This window comes from Cryobacterium sp. TMT3-29-2 (genome assembly GCF_004564305.1).
Lineage (GTDB): Bacteria > Actinomycetota > Actinomycetes > Actinomycetales > Microbacteriaceae > Cryobacterium > Cryobacterium sinapicolor.
The window spans coordinates 1-14,174 of the sequence record NZ_SOGK01000016.1; the positions used below are offsets into that span (position 1 = coordinate 1).

A 14,174-nucleotide genomic window follows, 5' to 3' on the forward strand; every position below is an offset into this window, starting at 1 on the left:
CACCTACCAGCAGTGGGTCCATGACTACAATCACCACAGACCCCACAGCGGCATCGGAAACACCCCACCCATCAACCGCGTTCACAAGGTCTCTGGGAGTTACAACTAGGTTCAGCGCGGTCAGCGCCAGATAGGCCCCCACCGACGCTCCAGCGTCACTGCGGCGCGCGCCGACGACATCGTCGATGATCGCGGACACGTCAATTCGGTTCAGGATCTCCTAGACCGCGCCCGTGTCTCCGAAGCCGAGGTGCTGCGTCTTCGACGTCAACGTTTCGGCCTCGCGGGCATCATGCAACGCCTCGATATCGGCCGCTGACCCCAGGTAGCGTTCGGAGACCATCTGGGGTTTGCCGCCGACGCGAGCCACCTCCCGCAGGTACCAGTACGGCTTCCCGTTGATGGTCTTCTTGTATAAACGAGCCAAACTTTAGGTCATAGGCTCTCAAAAGCCAAAAGGCACGCCACCACGCCGAAGAACGCCAGACCCACATTGAATTCAATTCAGCGCAGTCCGGCGTCCCGAGGCTGGCTAGGAAACTCCCGCTAGGTGGCCGGAGGCACGAGCCGGGCGAAGGGCGTCTCGGTGAGCGGTGAAGAGTTGTGGGACCTGCTCGCTGTCGCGTGGAAGCAGGAGGAGACTGACCGGATTGCTGCTGAAGCTGCGGCGAATGCTACTTCCAGCGTTCTGAACTCGACGCGTCCACGCTGCGTTTATCTATGGTTCATTCATGGCCCGGTCAGGAGTTCCGCCGTTAGTAGCCTTACCAGCCACGTTTCGTAGCGGTCGGGCTCCCAGCTCTCATCCCGGACAAGCTGCGAATAGAGTTCCGGAACGCTGAGCGCGCGGACAGTTGCGGCGGCGTCTTCCCAGCGCAACCCCGGCCGCAGGGCCGGTGCCAGTCCTTTGACCGCCTCACGGATGATTCCGGCGCGTTGATCCTTCCAATTTGCAAGCATTCGTACCACCCTGCCATCCGAAGCCGCGGCAGCCTCCAGCATCGGGATCACGTCTCGTCCAAGTTCCCATTGTGTGCGGTTGAGGTGCGCCATGAGCGCTATGCGCTGCGGGGCGTCTGGTTCCGTGAGGATCCGCCCGGCCAGGCCGGACACGTCGGACTCGACGATCCATTCATCACAGATGGCCGACAGGATCTGTTTCTTGCCGCCAACAGCCGTGTAAACGGTTCGCACGGCAACTCCCGCCTCCCTGGCGACCTGTTCGATACTCGTGACGGCGTAGCCACCTTCCGAGAAAAGCCGGCGAGCGGCGGTGACTATTCTGCGCTTCGTCTCCATGGCCTGCGACTGGCGGTAAGTGAGGCGCTGTTCTTGATTGACGTCCGACATGACACGATTCTACACTGCTATTGTAGTGAGCACATCGTCACTGCATTCAATGCATCGGTAGCGCAACAAAGGTGGCAGTCATGCAAATCGCAAGAAACATCAGCAACGGTGCGAATCGGGAGCGGGTCAGCGTAGCCGTCGTGGGTGCCGGCCAGGCCGGGCTGGCGATCAGCTACCACCTTCAGCGCGAGGGAATTGATCACGTCATCCTCGACGGCGCGAACCGAATCGGGCAGAGTTGGCGAACAAGGTGGGACTCGCTACGTCTGTTCACGCCCGCCCGTCATGACGGACTTCCCGGTCTGCCGTTTCCTGCCGCGGCGGGATACTTCCCGACCAAAGATGAGGTCGCGGACTATCTGCAGACATATGCTGATCGCTTCCGACTCCCCCTCCGCTTAGGAGCGAGGGTCGACCGGCTCTGGAGCGAGGGTGGCAGCTACATCTTGGCAGCCGGTAGCCTGACCATTGAGGCGAAAACAGTGGTCGCGGCAACGGGCGCCTATCAGATGAAACAAATTCCGTCGTGGGCGCCGGCCCTGGACCGGTCGATTCTGCAAATACATGCTGCCGACTACCGAAATCCCGCTCAACTGCCAATGGGCCCGGTCCTGGTCGTCGGAGCCGGAAACTCCGGCGTGGAGCTTGCTCTAGAACTCGCGCGAGCAGGTCATCCGACGCAGCTTGCCGGCAATAGCACAGGCCACATCCCATCCGCTGCCTACGCCTTCAACGGGATGCTCTTCTGGTTCCTGGCCAATAGGGTCTTGTCCATCGATACGCCCGTCGGGCGCAGGCTCGCACCCAAGTCCGTCGCTCACGGCGGGCCGCTCATCCGACGGACGCTCAAAGCCGTCCAGTCCGCAGGTGTTGAGCTGGTGCCACGAGTCTCCATGGCTCTGGACGGTTGGCCGCAGCTTGAGGATGGGCGCATCGTAGATGTCTCAACCGTCATCTGGTGCACAGGGTTCGGGCGCGACTTCAGCTGGATCGATCTTCCCGGCTTCAAGCCGGCCGGCCTGCCCGAACATGACCGGGGCGCCGTGCCCTCGCAGCCCGGACTTTATTTCATTGGCCTGCCCTTCCAGACACGACTCGCTTCCTCCTTCATCGGCGGAGTGGGCGATGACGCCGAAGCCCTGGCGAGAACTATCGCCGCCCGCCTCAGCGAGGAATCGCCCGAGAAGACCTTACAAGGTTACCCATATGGCGTTCTCAACGCTCGAGAGCTCCCTATTGCTTACGGGTGAAGCACTTGACTGATCGGGGACGTGCATGGACATCGATGCTTCCAGCGCACAGCTCGCCGCCATTGCCAGTCCGCGGCGGCTCCGGATCGTGGCAGCTCTGCACGGTAACCGCGTTCATGCCACATCTCCACCGAACAGAAAGAGCAACTAACTATGTCGTTGTAATGGATCCCCGTCGTCGCAATCGTGGGCGGTATCATCTACTCTGTATTGGCTAAGTACTCCGAGTCGCGCGTGCGAATCGCCGAGGCGGCGGGCATCGCGGCTGCGTTCATCGCGGAGCACACCGAAATGAACCGCCAGATCCTCACGCGTCTAGAGGTCCTCGACGGCAAGCTTTCCGCAGTCGAGCGGACCCTCACCGATATCCACTGAGTGGTTCGCGTGATTGCCACAAGTACGGGACACACCGCTTGAACTTGAAGATCAGCAAGCTGCGGCAGGTGTTGCCCGACGTAGCGTCGGCCCGAGGGATGCGGCTGGATCGGTGAGGAACAACTTGCACGCATCACTCGCACAACGAAGAACAAGGACTTCGCGGCGACGTACTACTCGGCCGGTGAACTTTCAAGAGCAGCAACTTTGAAGCGATACGCCGAGCCACCGGGCGACTGAGCGCTCCTCCCCCCAACAATTACCGTGAGATATGGTGACTCGCCCTGCCAAAAAACAGGGCGAACGCGCGATGTCAAGCTGAGTGGAGTCACTTCGGTTAGTTTGTGGCTGTTTCTTTGGGGAGATGGTTGATTCCGACGATGCCGGCTGGTGCGGGTGTTTGCGGTCGTGCTCGGAATCGTTCCGGGTGTTTCTGGTGGTAGTCCTGCCAGGCGAGGTCGCGGATGCTGTGGGCCTTCCGCCAGGAGCCGTCGTGGACGTCCTGTGGCGAGGCGCTGGTGCCAATCCCCTCGCACATCGTGGGTGCAAAACACCGTTGATGCCTGGTCGTAACGCCGCTCGAGGAGTTCCAGCAGCATGCTCCTGGTGCTTTCGTCGGGGTCGTCCAGGAGCCACTCATCGATCACCAAAAGCGAGAACGCGGCGTACTTGTTCATGAACTTCGTGGTCCCGGAGGGTTTGTCGCGGGCCAGCTGCCAGGCCCCTTCGAACTCCGGCATCCGGATGCAATGCGCTCGCGCCCGATGCAGGCAGGCCGCTTTCTCCAACCCCAACAGCATTATTCGGTGGCCCCCCGCGCGCGCTACTCGCCATACCGCCCGGTGGCCCCCAAAGTGAATATCGGTGGCCCCCAGAAGCGCTAATACTCAGTTGTACCAGGGCACGGGACTGCCCCGAGTTCAGTTGACTTCAAACCTGTGGAGATTCGTCTTCGCTGGAAGGATGTCACTATGCCCAAGCCCTACCCACCCGAGTTCCGCCGCGACGTTGTCGCGGTCGCCCGGAAGCACGAAGCCCCGCTGAATCAGATCGCGAATGACTTCGGGATCTGGGAGTCCTGCCTGGCGAGTTGGCTGAAGAAAGCCGACTTCGAGGAAGGCGTCAAGCCGGGCGTGACCGAGAAGGAGTCCGCGGAACTGCGGGATGCCAAGAAACGCATCCGGCTGCTCGAGCAGGAAGCCGAGGTCATGCGCCGGGCTGTCGCGTATCTGTCCCGGGCGTCAACCCAAAATGATCTACCCGCTGGTCCTTGAACTGGCCGTCGACGGTGTCCCCGTCCCGGTGACCTGCCGGGTGTTGCGCTTCTCCAAACAAGCGTTCTACCAGTGGAAGCGCGAGCCCATCTCCCAGCGCGACTGGGACGACGCCCACCTCACCAACGCCGCCTGGGATATCCACCGAGACGACCCCGCCTTCGGCTACCGGTTCATCTCCGACGAGCTCAGCCAGGCCGGCCTCACCGCGGGTGAGAACCTGGTCTGTCGGTTGTGCTCGCAGCAACAGCGCTGGTCCGTGTTCGGGAAGAAACGCGGCCTCACACGCAAGGCCGGGCCGCCCGTCCATGACGACCACGTCAAACGGAAATTCACCGCGACACGCACGAACCAGCTCTGGCTCACCGACATAACCGAACACCGCACCGACGAGGGCAAGATCTACCTCTGCGCGATCAAAGACGTCTACTCGAACAAGATCGTCGGGTACTCGATCGACTCCAGGATGAAGGCGTCCTTGGCCGTCGCAGCCGCCCGGAACGTGATCGGCCAGCGCACCATCGACGGCACGATCCTGCACTCCGACCGAGGCTCGCAGTTCCGCTCCAACGCGTTCCTGCGGGTGCTGAAGAACAACGGCATCACCGGGTTGATGGGCCGCGTCGGCGCATGCGGTGACAACGCGGCGATGGAGTCGTTCTTCGCCCTGCTTCAGAGGAACGTCCTCGATCGGCAGCGGTGGTCAACCCGGGAGGAACTGCGCCTGGCGATGGTGGTCTGGATCGAGCGCACCTACCACCGCAAGCGCCGGCAACGCCGCCTCTGTAAGCTCACCCCAATCCAGTTTGAGAGAATAAACGTGGCCCTCAAGGCCGCCTGAAACCAGTAGCCCTTTGAGTCAACTGAACTCGGGGCAGTCCCCTACGGTGTGACCGGTCAAAAGCTCGGCCGTAAGCAGCCGCGCTATCCAACTTTTCGTAACGGGCGGGCTCGCAACTCTCACCTCGGACAAGCTCCGAAGAAAAGCTGCGGCTTCTTCCCAGCTTGATCCCGGCCGGAGGTGGATCTTGCTTGACGCCCGGCATTTCCCGAGCATACACTGTGAGTGCAATGGCTACAGTGCTAATGCAGTGAATGCAAATGGGTTTACCTGTTTTGCAATTTACGACTTATTTTCTTCGCAACCTAAAAAAGGATCACAGGATGTCAACCATTGCGGCATGGATACTATTTTTCCTAGGCCTAGCTCATATTGCATTTGGCATCGTGAAGTTCAGAAAGCACATTGCTCACGCTATATCGGGTGGCTTCATCAACAAGTTTAAAGAAACCGAGGCGTATGGGGCATTTTGGTTTCTCATGTCAGGTCCTCCCTTGATGCTTTCAGGTCAAATCGCCGTCCATGCTATTTCGGTTGGCGATTTTTATGCTCTCAAAGTCATTGGAATTTATACACTCGTTTCGGCCGTGATCGGTGTTATCGCGTTTCCGAAGTCACCGTTTTGGGGAATGGTGGTGCTCGCACCCCTTCTCATTGCGGCTGGGTACGGGGTGCAGTTTTAAGAATGTCCGGGCGTTAAGTAGGCCAATACACGACTAGCTGTTGTTCCCACTGACGTTGTGAGCACGGTTGATGGGTGATTTGCCGCCGATGCCGGTATGGGGTCTGTGGTGATTGTAGCTATGGATCCAGTCTTGGTAGGTGGCTGCTCGGGCGGTGTCTGAGTTGTAGTGGTGGGCGTAAGCCCATTCCGCGGCGAGGGTGCGGTGGAATCGTTCGATCTTTCCGTTGGTTTGGGGTCGGTAGGGCCGGGTGAACTTGTGCGTAATGTCGCCCAGAGCGTCGTTGAAGAACTTCGACCGGTAGCAGGAGCCGTTGTCGGTCATGATGCGCAGCACAGTGATGTCGTGGGTCGCGTAGAACGCGTTCGCGCGGCCCCAGAAGCCGGCCGCGGTTTCCTTCCTCACATCGGTCAAGATCTCTGAATAGACCAGCCGGGAATAATCGTCGATCGCGGAGTGCAGAAATGAGTGGCCTACGCCTGCCTGACGGTTGCGTTTGCCGGCTTGGCGGCCGAGAGTGCGGTGGCCGCCGTCGGGGATGCGACCAAGTTTCTTCACGTCAACGTGCACCAGCTCGCCTGGGGTTTTCTTCTCGTACCGAATCGGTTTGGGTTTGCGCACCGGCAGGCCCGTGTTCTGGTCGAGATGGCCCAGCAACGGCATCCGGTACCGGTTGAGGACCTTCGAGACCGTCGATTGCGGCAGCCTCAGGTGGTAGCCGATGCGGTGCGGCCCCCACCGCCTCGTGAAGCGCAGCGCGATGATTCGCCGTTCGGTGCGCCGGGCACATTGGTCGGGGAGAAGTGCGGGCGCGACGATCGGTCGACGAGCCCGGCACCACCCTGAGCCCGGTTCCGGGTAACCCATTTGGCCACGGTCGCGCGAGAGACCTGGAGCCGTTCGGCGACCCGGGCTTGAGCCCAGCCGTCGTTCACGACGAGCTGAACCAGCTTCAGCCGGCCTCCCGGGGTCAGCGGGGCGTTGGCATGAGTAACGTAAGAGATGAGGGCCTCCGTTGCATCGTGTTGAGTGTGGTAACCCAATCGATACCGGAGGTCCTCACCTTTTTAGCTCACGCCACGCTCACAACCTGTGTGGGAACAACAAGGGGGCTGGTCGCGCACCTTGTGGCCGTGGCAGTACGGGCAGTGCAGCAGGTCCCGGCCCCAGCGTTCCCGGACACCGGGAATGTCCGGAACCTCATCGCGGAGGCCCGTTGCCACCAGGATCCTGCGGGCCCAGAGTTCGGTGCCGTCGGCAAGGCGCGCGTGAAATCCCGGTTGTGCGCTGGCGACGGTGCCGTCGACCAGGGTGCCGCCGCATCCAGCGACCTCGCCCCGGCAGACCGTGACCAGGTCTCGCGGCGACATGCCGTCGCGGGACAGGAAGCCGCGCATCGCGGCAGCGGGGGCATTGCGCGGCGCACCTGCATCCACTACCGCCACCAACCGTCGAGCGCGGAGCAGCACCATGGCTGCGGTCAGGTCGGCTGCCCCGCCACCGACTACCAAGACGTCCTATTCGTTCATTCCTCAACCCTCTGTCCTCGCACCGCACCGCACCGCACCGCACCGAGCAAAGTATGTTGCTGCCCGGGACGGCGGCGGTGGAATGGGGCCATGGAAGATACCAGCATTCTCGCCACGGCACTCGACGCGGTGGGGCCGCAACTTAAGCGACTGCGGTCTCAGCGGGGACCACGCTGACCAATCTGTCGGAAAGGACGAGGATTTCGACGAGCACGCTGTCGCGCTTGGAGAACGGCCAGCGCCGCGCTCAGGTGCGATGGAACAGAGGGCTTGACTAACCTCAAACATATCTTATAGTTATATCTACAAGTTAGAAGGATGGTTAGCTTTGGCTAGTTCAGAACAGACTCAAATGGCCGTTCTCGGCGCGCTGAGCATTGCGCCGATGACCGGATACGCCGTGCGAGAGCAAATTCGGGAGACCCTTGGGCACTTTTGGTCTGAGAGCTTCGGCCAGATCTATCCGGCGCTTGGGGAATTGAAGCGGCTGGCAATGATTGAGCGTCTCGATACGGGCGACTCTCGCTCTTCCCCGTTTGCCATCACCGACCAGGGCACCGCCCGCTTGCGAGAACTACTGGCCGGCGAGCCACAGAAACCGAAGCCTCGAAACGGCCTCATGCTCCGACTATTCTTCGGGCGTCAACTCGGACCAGAGGCCTGCCGCGAACTGGTCCTCAGCGCGCGTGCCCAGGCGGAATCCCAACTCGCTCACCTGCAGGACGCGCGGAATGAGCTCGCGAAGGACACCGGCCTCGACGACGACGCCCCATACATCCTTCTGACCATCTCGGCCGGTGAGCACGGGGCCACGGCATCCATCGCCTGGGCAGATGAGGCGCTCCGCGCCATCGAGAGCCTTGCCGCTCAAAAAGCCCAACCCCGACCACATGCAACATTCACAGAGGAGCGACCTTGACCATCAAGCCAACCCAGGGCGTCGACCAGCGCGGCGCAGGCACGCAGCGCCCTGTGCGCCGGAGGACCGCAGCTGTTGCAGCACTCGGTTTTCTGATCGTTGTCGCCTTCCAGCTATCGCTCATGCTGGGCGCACCCTTCGGTGAGGCGGCCCTTGGAGGAGCAAACCCGGGACAACTTCCGGGCGAACTGCGGGTCGTGAGTGGCGTGAGCGCGGCCATCTGGACATTCGCCACCCTGATCGTTCTAGCCCGCGGCGGCTTCGCTATCTCGCCCGTTCCCCGTGGCCTGAGCCGTTGGGGCACCTGGGTACTCGTGGGGTACCTTGCAATCGGGGTACTGATGAATCTCGCCTCGTTCAGCCCGTGGGAACGCTTCGGCTGGGCACCCTTCACCCTGGTGCTGTTCGTGCTCACGCTGGTGTTAGCGCTCGGTGGATTCACTCGAGTGCCGACTGCGTCGGCGGCGGCTTTACGGTGAGCAGCCCGGTCTGGGCGGACACTGCTGCGATGAGTGCGATCATATTCTGCGTGCTGATGTGGGCGTTGGTCGTGTTCCAAGCCGCGCTGATCGCCGGTGCACCTATTGGCCAGTTCGCCTGGGGAGGTCAGGATCGGATTCTGCCCATTGGCAAGCGCATCGGCAGCGCAACATCAATCGCCCTGTACGTGGTCTTCGCCCTGGTAGTTCTGCAAGACGGCCAGCTCATCGCCATCATCCCGTGGCCGGAATTCACCGACATCGCAATCTGGGTGCTCGCCGCATACTTCATAATCGGCATCATCATGAACGGCATATCTCGGTCGCTTCCGGAAAGGTGGACCATGGCGCCGCTTTGCACTGTGCTCGCTGCGCTCACTGTGCTGCTTGCGCTGGACTGAACGCGCGATCGCTCACCTGAGGAGTTCCGATACGAGAAAGAACGCACCGAACGCCATCACAAAGCCCATTTGTCGTGCCTGAAAGGACGAACTGCAGTTGCGCAGTTGATAATACTTACGGCGTATGCCTGAAGTGTTGACATAAAAAGTTTACGATGTAAGTTAATTAGGACCGACGTGGCAACCAGTTTCGCCGCGTCGCAACTGCGCGCTGAGCGCGCGAAGAGAGGACGACGGGCACCATGTTTTTCGATGAAAGCTCATTCCTGCGACTGAACCGGGCCAGGGAGCAAGCGGCGACAAGGGAACTTGAGGCACGCAGACAGCACCTTGAGCGTCGGGCCCAGGAGTACCCGCAGTTGGCATCAACTCGACCTGCAGCTGGAAGAAACGTACCTACCCAACGTGACTGCTGCTGTCCGCCGTGAATTCAACAACGCAATCGCGCACTGCCGACGTGACAACTCAAGCCAAGGCGTTCACGATTTCGTCGAGCGATGTGGCGCATAGTGGTAACGCTGTCCTTCAGCTTTAGGGTCAATCTACGGTATCCATCACCGACGCTCGTTCCGGTCACGTACCGCTGAGTGGTGGAGTTTCTCAACACCGTGAGGTTAGTGGTTCTCGTCTAGGCGGCGGCGAGTTCGGGGAGGATCACCGCCTCGTCGATGACCTCGGCTACTTCACCCGCCGAACGCCTCATCAAACTCACACTCGCCGCCTAAAATGAAACCAAGGACCCCGTCCGAAAAGACCGGGTCACCCCACTCCTTGGGTGCCCAGATTGGTTTGCATGCATTGGTTCCGGGCTTAGCCTCACGTTTGTTCGTCTTCTCTCGTCAGTATTTTTGTAGGGCATTCGGCGCACACATTCGAGGAGAAAAATGTCATCCGCAACAACAAATTTGGTCGTAGTCGGCGCTGGTTATGCTGGAGTAACCGCGGCTAATCGGTTCTGCGCTTCATTGACGGCTGAGGAGGCCCTGGGAGTTGAGGTGTTGATGATCAATCCTCTTCCAAAATTTGTGGAGCGGATTCGGTTGCACGAACTCGCGGCTGGCACTGTGTCTACGGTAAGTCGATCGTTGGCAGAGATGCTGCACCCGAAGGTGCGGGTCCTGGTCGGGACAGTTGCGTATATCGATCCGGATCAAAAAGCCGTTGATGTCGTAACACCTGATGGTCTTGTCGAAATCTCCTACTCGACACTCATCTACGCAGTAGGCAGTTCGACAGCCCAGAACATCCCAGGTGTGCTCGAACATTCATATCCCCTTGGTGATCTGGAGGGTGCCCTCCGAGCCCGCGCCGCTATCGCTTCCAGCCAGGCCGGTATCCGCGTGGTTGTCGTCGGTGGTGGTGCAACGGGCGTCGAGGTGGCATCAGAAATATCTGAACAGCGCACGGACGCGTCCGTGACGCTTCTCTCCAGCGGGCCTGTCCTGCAGTTCATGCTTCCCAAAGCACGCCGCGATATCGAAAAGACATTGCGGCGCCTTAAAATTGATGTCCGGGATGATGCGCGCGTCGAAAGGGTCACCGCTGCCGGCGTCGAACTGGCCGACGGTACAACGGTACCCAGCGACGTCACCATTTGGGCCGCCTCGTTCAGAGTCCCCGAACTCGCCAAGGTCAGCGGTCTTGCCGTCGATTCCGCCGGTCGGCTCCGCGTGGACGAGCACTTGCAAGCGCTCGACTACCCCGACATCATCGGCGGCGGTGATGCCATCAAGACCCCGGATACGGTTGGGGCACACTTGCGTATGAGTTGCGCCGCCGCGATTCCCCTCGGTGGTCAGGCGGCAGACACAGCACTCGCGCAGCTGCGCGGCACGCGTCCGACCGCACTTTCGGTTGGCTACCTCATCCAGTGCTTCAGCCTGGGTCGAAAGGCCGGATATATCCAGTTCGTGCGGGCGGACGACACCCCCCGCCACATGCACATCGCCGGAAAATTGGGTGCGACCATCAAGGAATCGATTTGCAGAATGGTCGTATCCGGCCCACAAAAGGAGATCACGAAGCCAAATTCCTACTTCACACCTAAGGGTCCGAAGCGCACCAAACAAACCACTGTGGCCCGATGAATCGACCGAAGGAGACCTCGTCAGCACCTGCCGGCGACCCCACTTTCGCGCGAGGAACCATCGAATATAGACGACTGTTTGGAGTAGCGTACCGGATGCTGGGCTCGATACACGACACTGAAGACGCCCTCCAAGAGGGGCTCGCACGGTGGGCCGGCCTCGCCCCGGAGCAGCGTTCAGCGATCCGTGAACCAGTTGCTTGGCTTACGCGTGTCATCAGCAGGATTTGCCTAGATGAACTGGGCACCGCCCGCGCCCGCCGGGAGGGCTACCACGGGATTTGGCTCCCCGAACCCCTCCTCGACGCAACCACAATGCCCGCACCCGGTCGCCCCCTGAACATGGATCCCGCCGACGCAATCTCGCTGGACGAATCTGTCAGCATGGCGTTATTGATAGCGATGGAGCATTTAACACCGCCCGAGCGGGTCAGCCTCATCCTTCACGATGTGTTCCAAGTGTCTTTCGCCGAAATAGCGGTCATAGTTGGTCGGCAACCCGACGCCTGCCGACAACTCGCCAGCACCGCCCGACGCAACATTCGTTCTCATCGACGATTTGAAGTGCAAGGTGACGAACGAAACCGGGTCGTCGACGCGTTCGCCCGAGCTTGTTTGGACGGCGATATCTCGGCCCTCGCCGGTGTCCTTGACCCCAACGTCATCGCCCGCGCCGACGGTGGATCCGCCATCACCGTCGCACGGCGCCCCATCACGGGCGCACCCCACGTCGCTCAATATCTCCTCGGCGTCCTCAACCGTCAACAACAACTGCGACACTCGCTAGAGATCCTCCCCACATTCATCAACGGCCGCTCAGGACTTGTCATCTACGAAGGCCTGAAAACTGTTGGCATCATCGACCTCAGCATTTACAACGGCCACGTCGCCGAAATCGCCATAATTGTAAATCCCGATAAAATCGCTCAGATCAGCCGCCACTAACCCACCGGTTCGTCGAAAGCGCCCATATGTACTTTCCAGAGCCATAAGCAGTAAGAATGCCCGCCAGGCGGCCCCAGCGCTTTCTGGCGGCGTAAGTGTCTTCTTATTTCCGCTGTCCGAAATCTCGGTAGCAGCCGCATAGCCTATTGCGAACACGGAGCCCTGCCGCATGATCCTGCCCGACCGTGCCATACCGGCCCTCCTGCGCGCGACGATGGCGAATGCTTCCTTCGTCACAGAAGCCGGGGCCCGTCGTCGTCTTCGTGAACGAACCCTCCGCCCCGCTTCCTATGGGCCTCCTCGACGGCTCAGAGCTGACGTCATAATTTCGGCGGCACGAGATGATGCGGGATGGCCCATCTACACAGTTGCACCCCGCAACGCCCCTGCTCAAGGCACTGTAATCTATGTCCACGGTGGCGGGTGGGTCAACGAAATCTCACTCCAGCACTGGCAGCTAAGCGCCCAAATAGCCGCCGAAGCCAAAACCACCGTCCAAGTGATCATCTATCCCCTAGTCCCATTCGGGACGGCGCAGCAAGTCGTGGACAACGTTGCCGCCACAGCCCTGATCTCCACCCGGACGTATGGGCCCACTGTCCTCGCCGGGGACTCCGCAGGTGGGCAGATCGTTCTGTCGACCGTCCTACAGCTTCGGGATTGCCACGGCCTCACGCTACCCCGGACTATAGCCATCTCCCCAGCGGTTGATCTTTCACTGAAGAACCCCGCAATCGCGACCGTTCAACCTACCGACCCCTGGCTCGGAACCAACGGCTCCCGGGTATTTATCAACCTATGGAAGGACAGTCTCGACGTAAGCAACCCGATCGTCAGTCCCATCAATGGAACCATGGAGGGGCTCGGGCCCATCACGCTCTTCTCAGGGACTCGCGACATCCTCAACCCCGATGATCGGCTCTACGCCGAGAAGGCCGTGAAGGCTGGTGTTGACGTCGAGTTCATCCAGCACGATGGCCAATTCCACGTGTACCCCTTACTCCCGACAACTGTCGGCCAGGAAGCGCGCAAGAAGATCGTGGGGCGAGTTAGAGAGGCGATCGCGCTCGAAGCTTTGCTTGGCTCGGCCTAAAGTACGGCGGCCAGAAAGCGTGATACAAATCGCTCGGACGTGGGCAATGTCGGGCATGCCAGCCTGCTCGAGCCCTGCCTGACGCCCGATTCGAGGACGTCGAGCGGTCACGCCGACCACACCGCCGACATCTTTCCGGTGCAGGGAGACCTGAACATGAGCTGCGTCCTCTTCCAGCGAATTCCAGATGATCTCGATTGGAGCGCGGACCGCATCGTCCTCGTGAGCGAGGCCCTCAAGTGATCGTCGGCAGCCGGCGGTTCGTAGGTTTCTTGAGTAGCGTATGACTGAAATCTGTGTGGCCGCCGGCATGCCGAAGCCACGCCTCTTGCATCCGGGATCAGAATTCACGATGAAGGCGTTGCAGTTGAGAACCCTCACCTCGCAATCGCGGTGCGCTCAGCGACCTCCTGACTAAAGAGTCCAATAGGACTATCAGGCACAGGCGCGGTTCTCGTCCTCTTTCGCCGGGCGCTACTTACCTTCGGCTTCGCGGGAAATGGGCGCCCACTCGGCCAAGCGCTGCTGGTACATGTACGGCACAGCCTGAGTTGACTGTTCGCCAAAGAATACGCGGCGGGGCGCGGTCTTCGCGTCGACGACCTTGAGGATCGCGGAGCCGAACCCAACGGGCTTCGGGCTTCCGCCGGCCATGCTTTTTGAATATTCGCTTCCAGGGGAGCCATGTGTGGTGCGGGTCAGAGCCACCTCCTCTAACCACGAAACGGGTCATTCGGATCCACAGTTGGCGTGGTTGAGAGCCACCTGAAAAACTCTTTCCACCATGTGAGGGCCACGTGGTGGAAGGAGTACCGGTAATGGTACGGAGGATCAAGGCGAGGTTGCGTCCAATAGCGTGGTGTAACCCCCGGCCCTGATGGGCGTGTTGCACCGATGTGAGGCGGCCACCGCGTGATTCTTGGAAAGACCGATCAAGTCTTTTCCGAAG

At 60.5% G+C, this 14,174-nt stretch carries 18 protein-coding genes and 1 pseudogene; 13 read left to right on the forward strand and 6 right to left on the reverse strand.

Annotation, left to right across the window (positions count from 1 at the left end):
* Positions 1 to 109, forward strand: a 109-nt coding sequence (locus E3O67_RS02285; protein WP_167726416.1) for an integrase core domain-containing protein, incomplete at its 5' end; no start/stop codon positions are given.
* 111 nt (positions 110 to 220) lie between these two features.
* On the opposite strand, the gene E3O67_RS02290 is transcribed toward E3O67_RS02285, so the two are convergent.
* Together E3O67_RS02290 and E3O67_RS02295 are read right to left on the reverse strand one after the other, a co-directional pair.
* Positions 221 to 427, reverse strand: a complete 207-nt coding sequence (locus tag E3O67_RS02290) for a hypothetical protein (RefSeq protein WP_135101746.1) — start codon at positions 425 to 427, stop codon at positions 221 to 223.
* 302 nt (positions 428 to 729) lie between these two features.
* On the reverse strand, positions 730 to 1,350 hold the full coding sequence (locus tag E3O67_RS02295; RefSeq protein ID WP_135101748.1) for a TetR/AcrR family transcriptional regulator: 621 nt from the start codon (positions 1,348 to 1,350) through the stop codon (positions 730 to 732).
* Positions 1,351 to 1,430: 80 nt separating this feature from the next.
* Between E3O67_RS02295 and E3O67_RS02300 the strand changes: the two genes are divergently transcribed.
* Together E3O67_RS02300 and E3O67_RS16775 are read left to right on the forward strand one after the other, a co-directional pair.
* Complete coding sequence (locus E3O67_RS02300; protein WP_135101750.1) at positions 1,431 to 2,600, forward strand: NAD(P)/FAD-dependent oxidoreductase; 1,170 nt, start codon at positions 1,431 to 1,433, stop codon at positions 2,598 to 2,600.
* Positions 2,601 to 2,786: 186 nt separating this feature from the next.
* Entirely contained in the window at positions 2,787 to 2,975 is a 189-nt protein-coding gene (locus E3O67_RS16775) for a hypothetical protein (protein ID WP_167726427.1), read from the forward strand.
* A gap of 173 nt (positions 2,976 to 3,148) precedes the next feature.
* On the opposite strand, the gene E3O67_RS17170 is transcribed toward E3O67_RS16775, so the two are convergent.
* The gene (locus E3O67_RS17170; protein ID WP_198418943.1) at positions 3,149 to 3,775 is read right to left on the reverse strand and encodes an ATP-binding protein; all 627 of its coding nucleotides are present in this window, start codon (positions 3,773 to 3,775) and stop codon (positions 3,149 to 3,151) included.
* A gap of 171 nt (positions 3,776 to 3,946) precedes the next feature.
* Between E3O67_RS17170 and E3O67_RS02310 the strand changes: the two genes are divergently transcribed.
* Together E3O67_RS02310 and E3O67_RS02315 are read left to right on the forward strand one after the other, a co-directional pair.
* A protein-coding gene (locus E3O67_RS02310; protein WP_370259892.1) for an IS3 family transposase occupies positions 3,947 to 5,090 on the forward strand; the annotation gives its coding sequence in 2 pieces (ribosomal slippage) (positions 3,947 to 4,215 and positions 4,214 to 5,090; 1,146 coding nt in all).
* Between the two features lie 323 nt (positions 5,091 to 5,413).
* Positions 5,414 to 5,773, forward strand: a complete 360-nt coding sequence (locus E3O67_RS02315; RefSeq protein WP_134431403.1) for a DUF6463 family protein — start codon at positions 5,414 to 5,416, stop codon at positions 5,771 to 5,773.
* 33 nt (positions 5,774 to 5,806) lie between these two features.
* On the opposite strand, the pseudogene E3O67_RS02320 reads toward E3O67_RS02315, so the two are convergent.
* Together E3O67_RS02320 and E3O67_RS02325 are read right to left on the reverse strand one after the other, a co-directional pair.
* Positions 5,807 to 6,777, reverse strand: a pseudogene (locus tag E3O67_RS02320) (IS481 family transposase).
* Positions 6,778 to 6,840: 63 nt separating this feature from the next.
* Positions 6,841 to 7,284 carry an NAD(P)/FAD-dependent oxidoreductase gene (locus E3O67_RS02325; protein WP_135101754.1) on the reverse strand — a complete coding sequence of 148 codons (444 nt, stop codon included), beginning with the start codon at positions 7,282 to 7,284 and terminating at the stop codon, positions 6,841 to 6,843.
* Positions 7,285 to 7,502: 218 nt separating this feature from the next.
* Between E3O67_RS02325 and E3O67_RS17305 the strand changes: the two genes are divergently transcribed.
* From E3O67_RS17305 to E3O67_RS02365, 8 genes are all read left to right on the forward strand, one after another.
* Positions 7,503 to 7,580, forward strand: a complete 78-nt coding sequence (locus tag E3O67_RS17305; protein WP_241981949.1) for a hypothetical protein — start codon at positions 7,503 to 7,505, stop codon at positions 7,578 to 7,580.
* Positions 7,581 to 7,630: 50 nt separating this feature from the next.
* Positions 7,631 to 8,221: a PadR family transcriptional regulator gene (locus E3O67_RS02335; RefSeq protein ID WP_135101756.1), complete on the forward strand. Its 591-nt coding sequence runs from the start codon at positions 7,631 to 7,633 to the stop codon at positions 8,219 to 8,221.
* Positions 8,218 to 8,700, forward strand: coding sequence for a hypothetical protein (locus E3O67_RS02340; protein WP_135101758.1), 483 nt, complete (start codon positions 8,218 to 8,220; stop codon positions 8,698 to 8,700). The genes E3O67_RS02335 and E3O67_RS02340 overlap by 4 nt, the downstream gene beginning before the upstream one ends.
* 29 nt (positions 8,701 to 8,729) lie before the next feature.
* Entirely contained in the window at positions 8,730 to 9,101 is a 372-nt protein-coding gene (locus E3O67_RS02345) for a hypothetical protein (protein WP_134433204.1), read from the forward strand.
* An 884-nt stretch (positions 9,102 to 9,985) separates the two neighbouring features.
* Positions 9,986 to 11,188 carry an NAD(P)/FAD-dependent oxidoreductase gene (locus E3O67_RS02350; RefSeq protein ID WP_135101760.1) on the forward strand — a complete coding sequence of 401 codons (1,203 nt, stop codon included), beginning with the start codon at positions 9,986 to 9,988 and terminating at the stop codon, positions 11,186 to 11,188.
* On the forward strand, positions 11,185 to 12,132 hold the full coding sequence (locus tag E3O67_RS02355; RefSeq protein WP_135101762.1) for a sigma-70 family RNA polymerase sigma factor: 948 nt from the start codon (positions 11,185 to 11,187) through the stop codon (positions 12,130 to 12,132). Before E3O67_RS02350 ends, E3O67_RS02355 begins: the two co-directional genes overlap by 4 nt.
* Positions 12,133 to 12,301: 169 nt before the next feature.
* Entirely contained in the window at positions 12,302 to 13,225 is a 924-nt protein-coding gene (locus E3O67_RS02360) for an alpha/beta hydrolase fold domain-containing protein (protein ID WP_135101764.1), read from the forward strand.
* A gap of 39 nt (positions 13,226 to 13,264) precedes the next feature.
* On the forward strand, positions 13,265 to 13,468 hold the full coding sequence (locus E3O67_RS02365; protein ID WP_135101766.1) for a hypothetical protein: 204 nt from the start codon (positions 13,265 to 13,267) through the stop codon (positions 13,466 to 13,468).
* Between the two features lie 231 nt (positions 13,469 to 13,699).
* On the opposite strand, the gene E3O67_RS02370 is transcribed toward E3O67_RS02365, so the two are convergent.
* A complete protein-coding gene (locus E3O67_RS02370) occupies positions 13,700 to 13,879 on the reverse strand; it encodes a hypothetical protein (RefSeq protein WP_198418944.1) in 180 nt (59 codons plus the stop codon).
* Between the last annotated feature and the right edge of the window lie 295 nt (positions 13,880 to 14,174).

Excerpts from the sequence above, each read along its gene's own strand:
- E3O67_RS02295 (WP_135101748.1), bottom strand. The coding sequence starts at position 1,350 with ATGTCGGACGTCAATCAAGAACAGCGCCTCACTTACCGCCAGTCGCAG.
- E3O67_RS02300 (WP_135101750.1), top strand. The coding sequence starts at position 1,431 with ATGCAAATCGCAAGAAACATCAGCAACGGTGCGAATCGGGAGCGGGTC.
- E3O67_RS17170 (WP_198418943.1), bottom strand. The coding sequence starts at position 3,775 with ATGCTGTTGGGGTTGGAGAAAGCGGCCTGCCTGCATCGGGCGCGAGCG.
- E3O67_RS02315 (WP_134431403.1), top strand. The coding sequence starts at position 5,414 with ATGTCAACCATTGCGGCATGGATACTATTTTTCCTAGGCCTAGCTCAT.
- E3O67_RS02345 (WP_134433204.1), top strand. The coding sequence starts at position 8,730 with ATGAGTGCGATCATATTCTGCGTGCTGATGTGGGCGTTGGTCGTGTTC.
- E3O67_RS02350 (WP_135101760.1), top strand. The coding sequence starts at position 9,986 with ATGTCATCCGCAACAACAAATTTGGTCGTAGTCGGCGCTGGTTATGCT.
- E3O67_RS02355 (WP_135101762.1), top strand. The coding sequence starts at position 11,185 with ATGAATCGACCGAAGGAGACCTCGTCAGCACCTGCCGGCGACCCCACT.
- E3O67_RS02360 (WP_135101764.1), top strand. The coding sequence starts at position 12,302 with ATGATCCTGCCCGACCGTGCCATACCGGCCCTCCTGCGCGCGACGATG.
- E3O67_RS02370 (WP_198418944.1), bottom strand. The coding sequence starts at position 13,879 with ATGGCCGGCGGAAGCCCGAAGCCCGTTGGGTTCGGCTCCGCGATCCTC.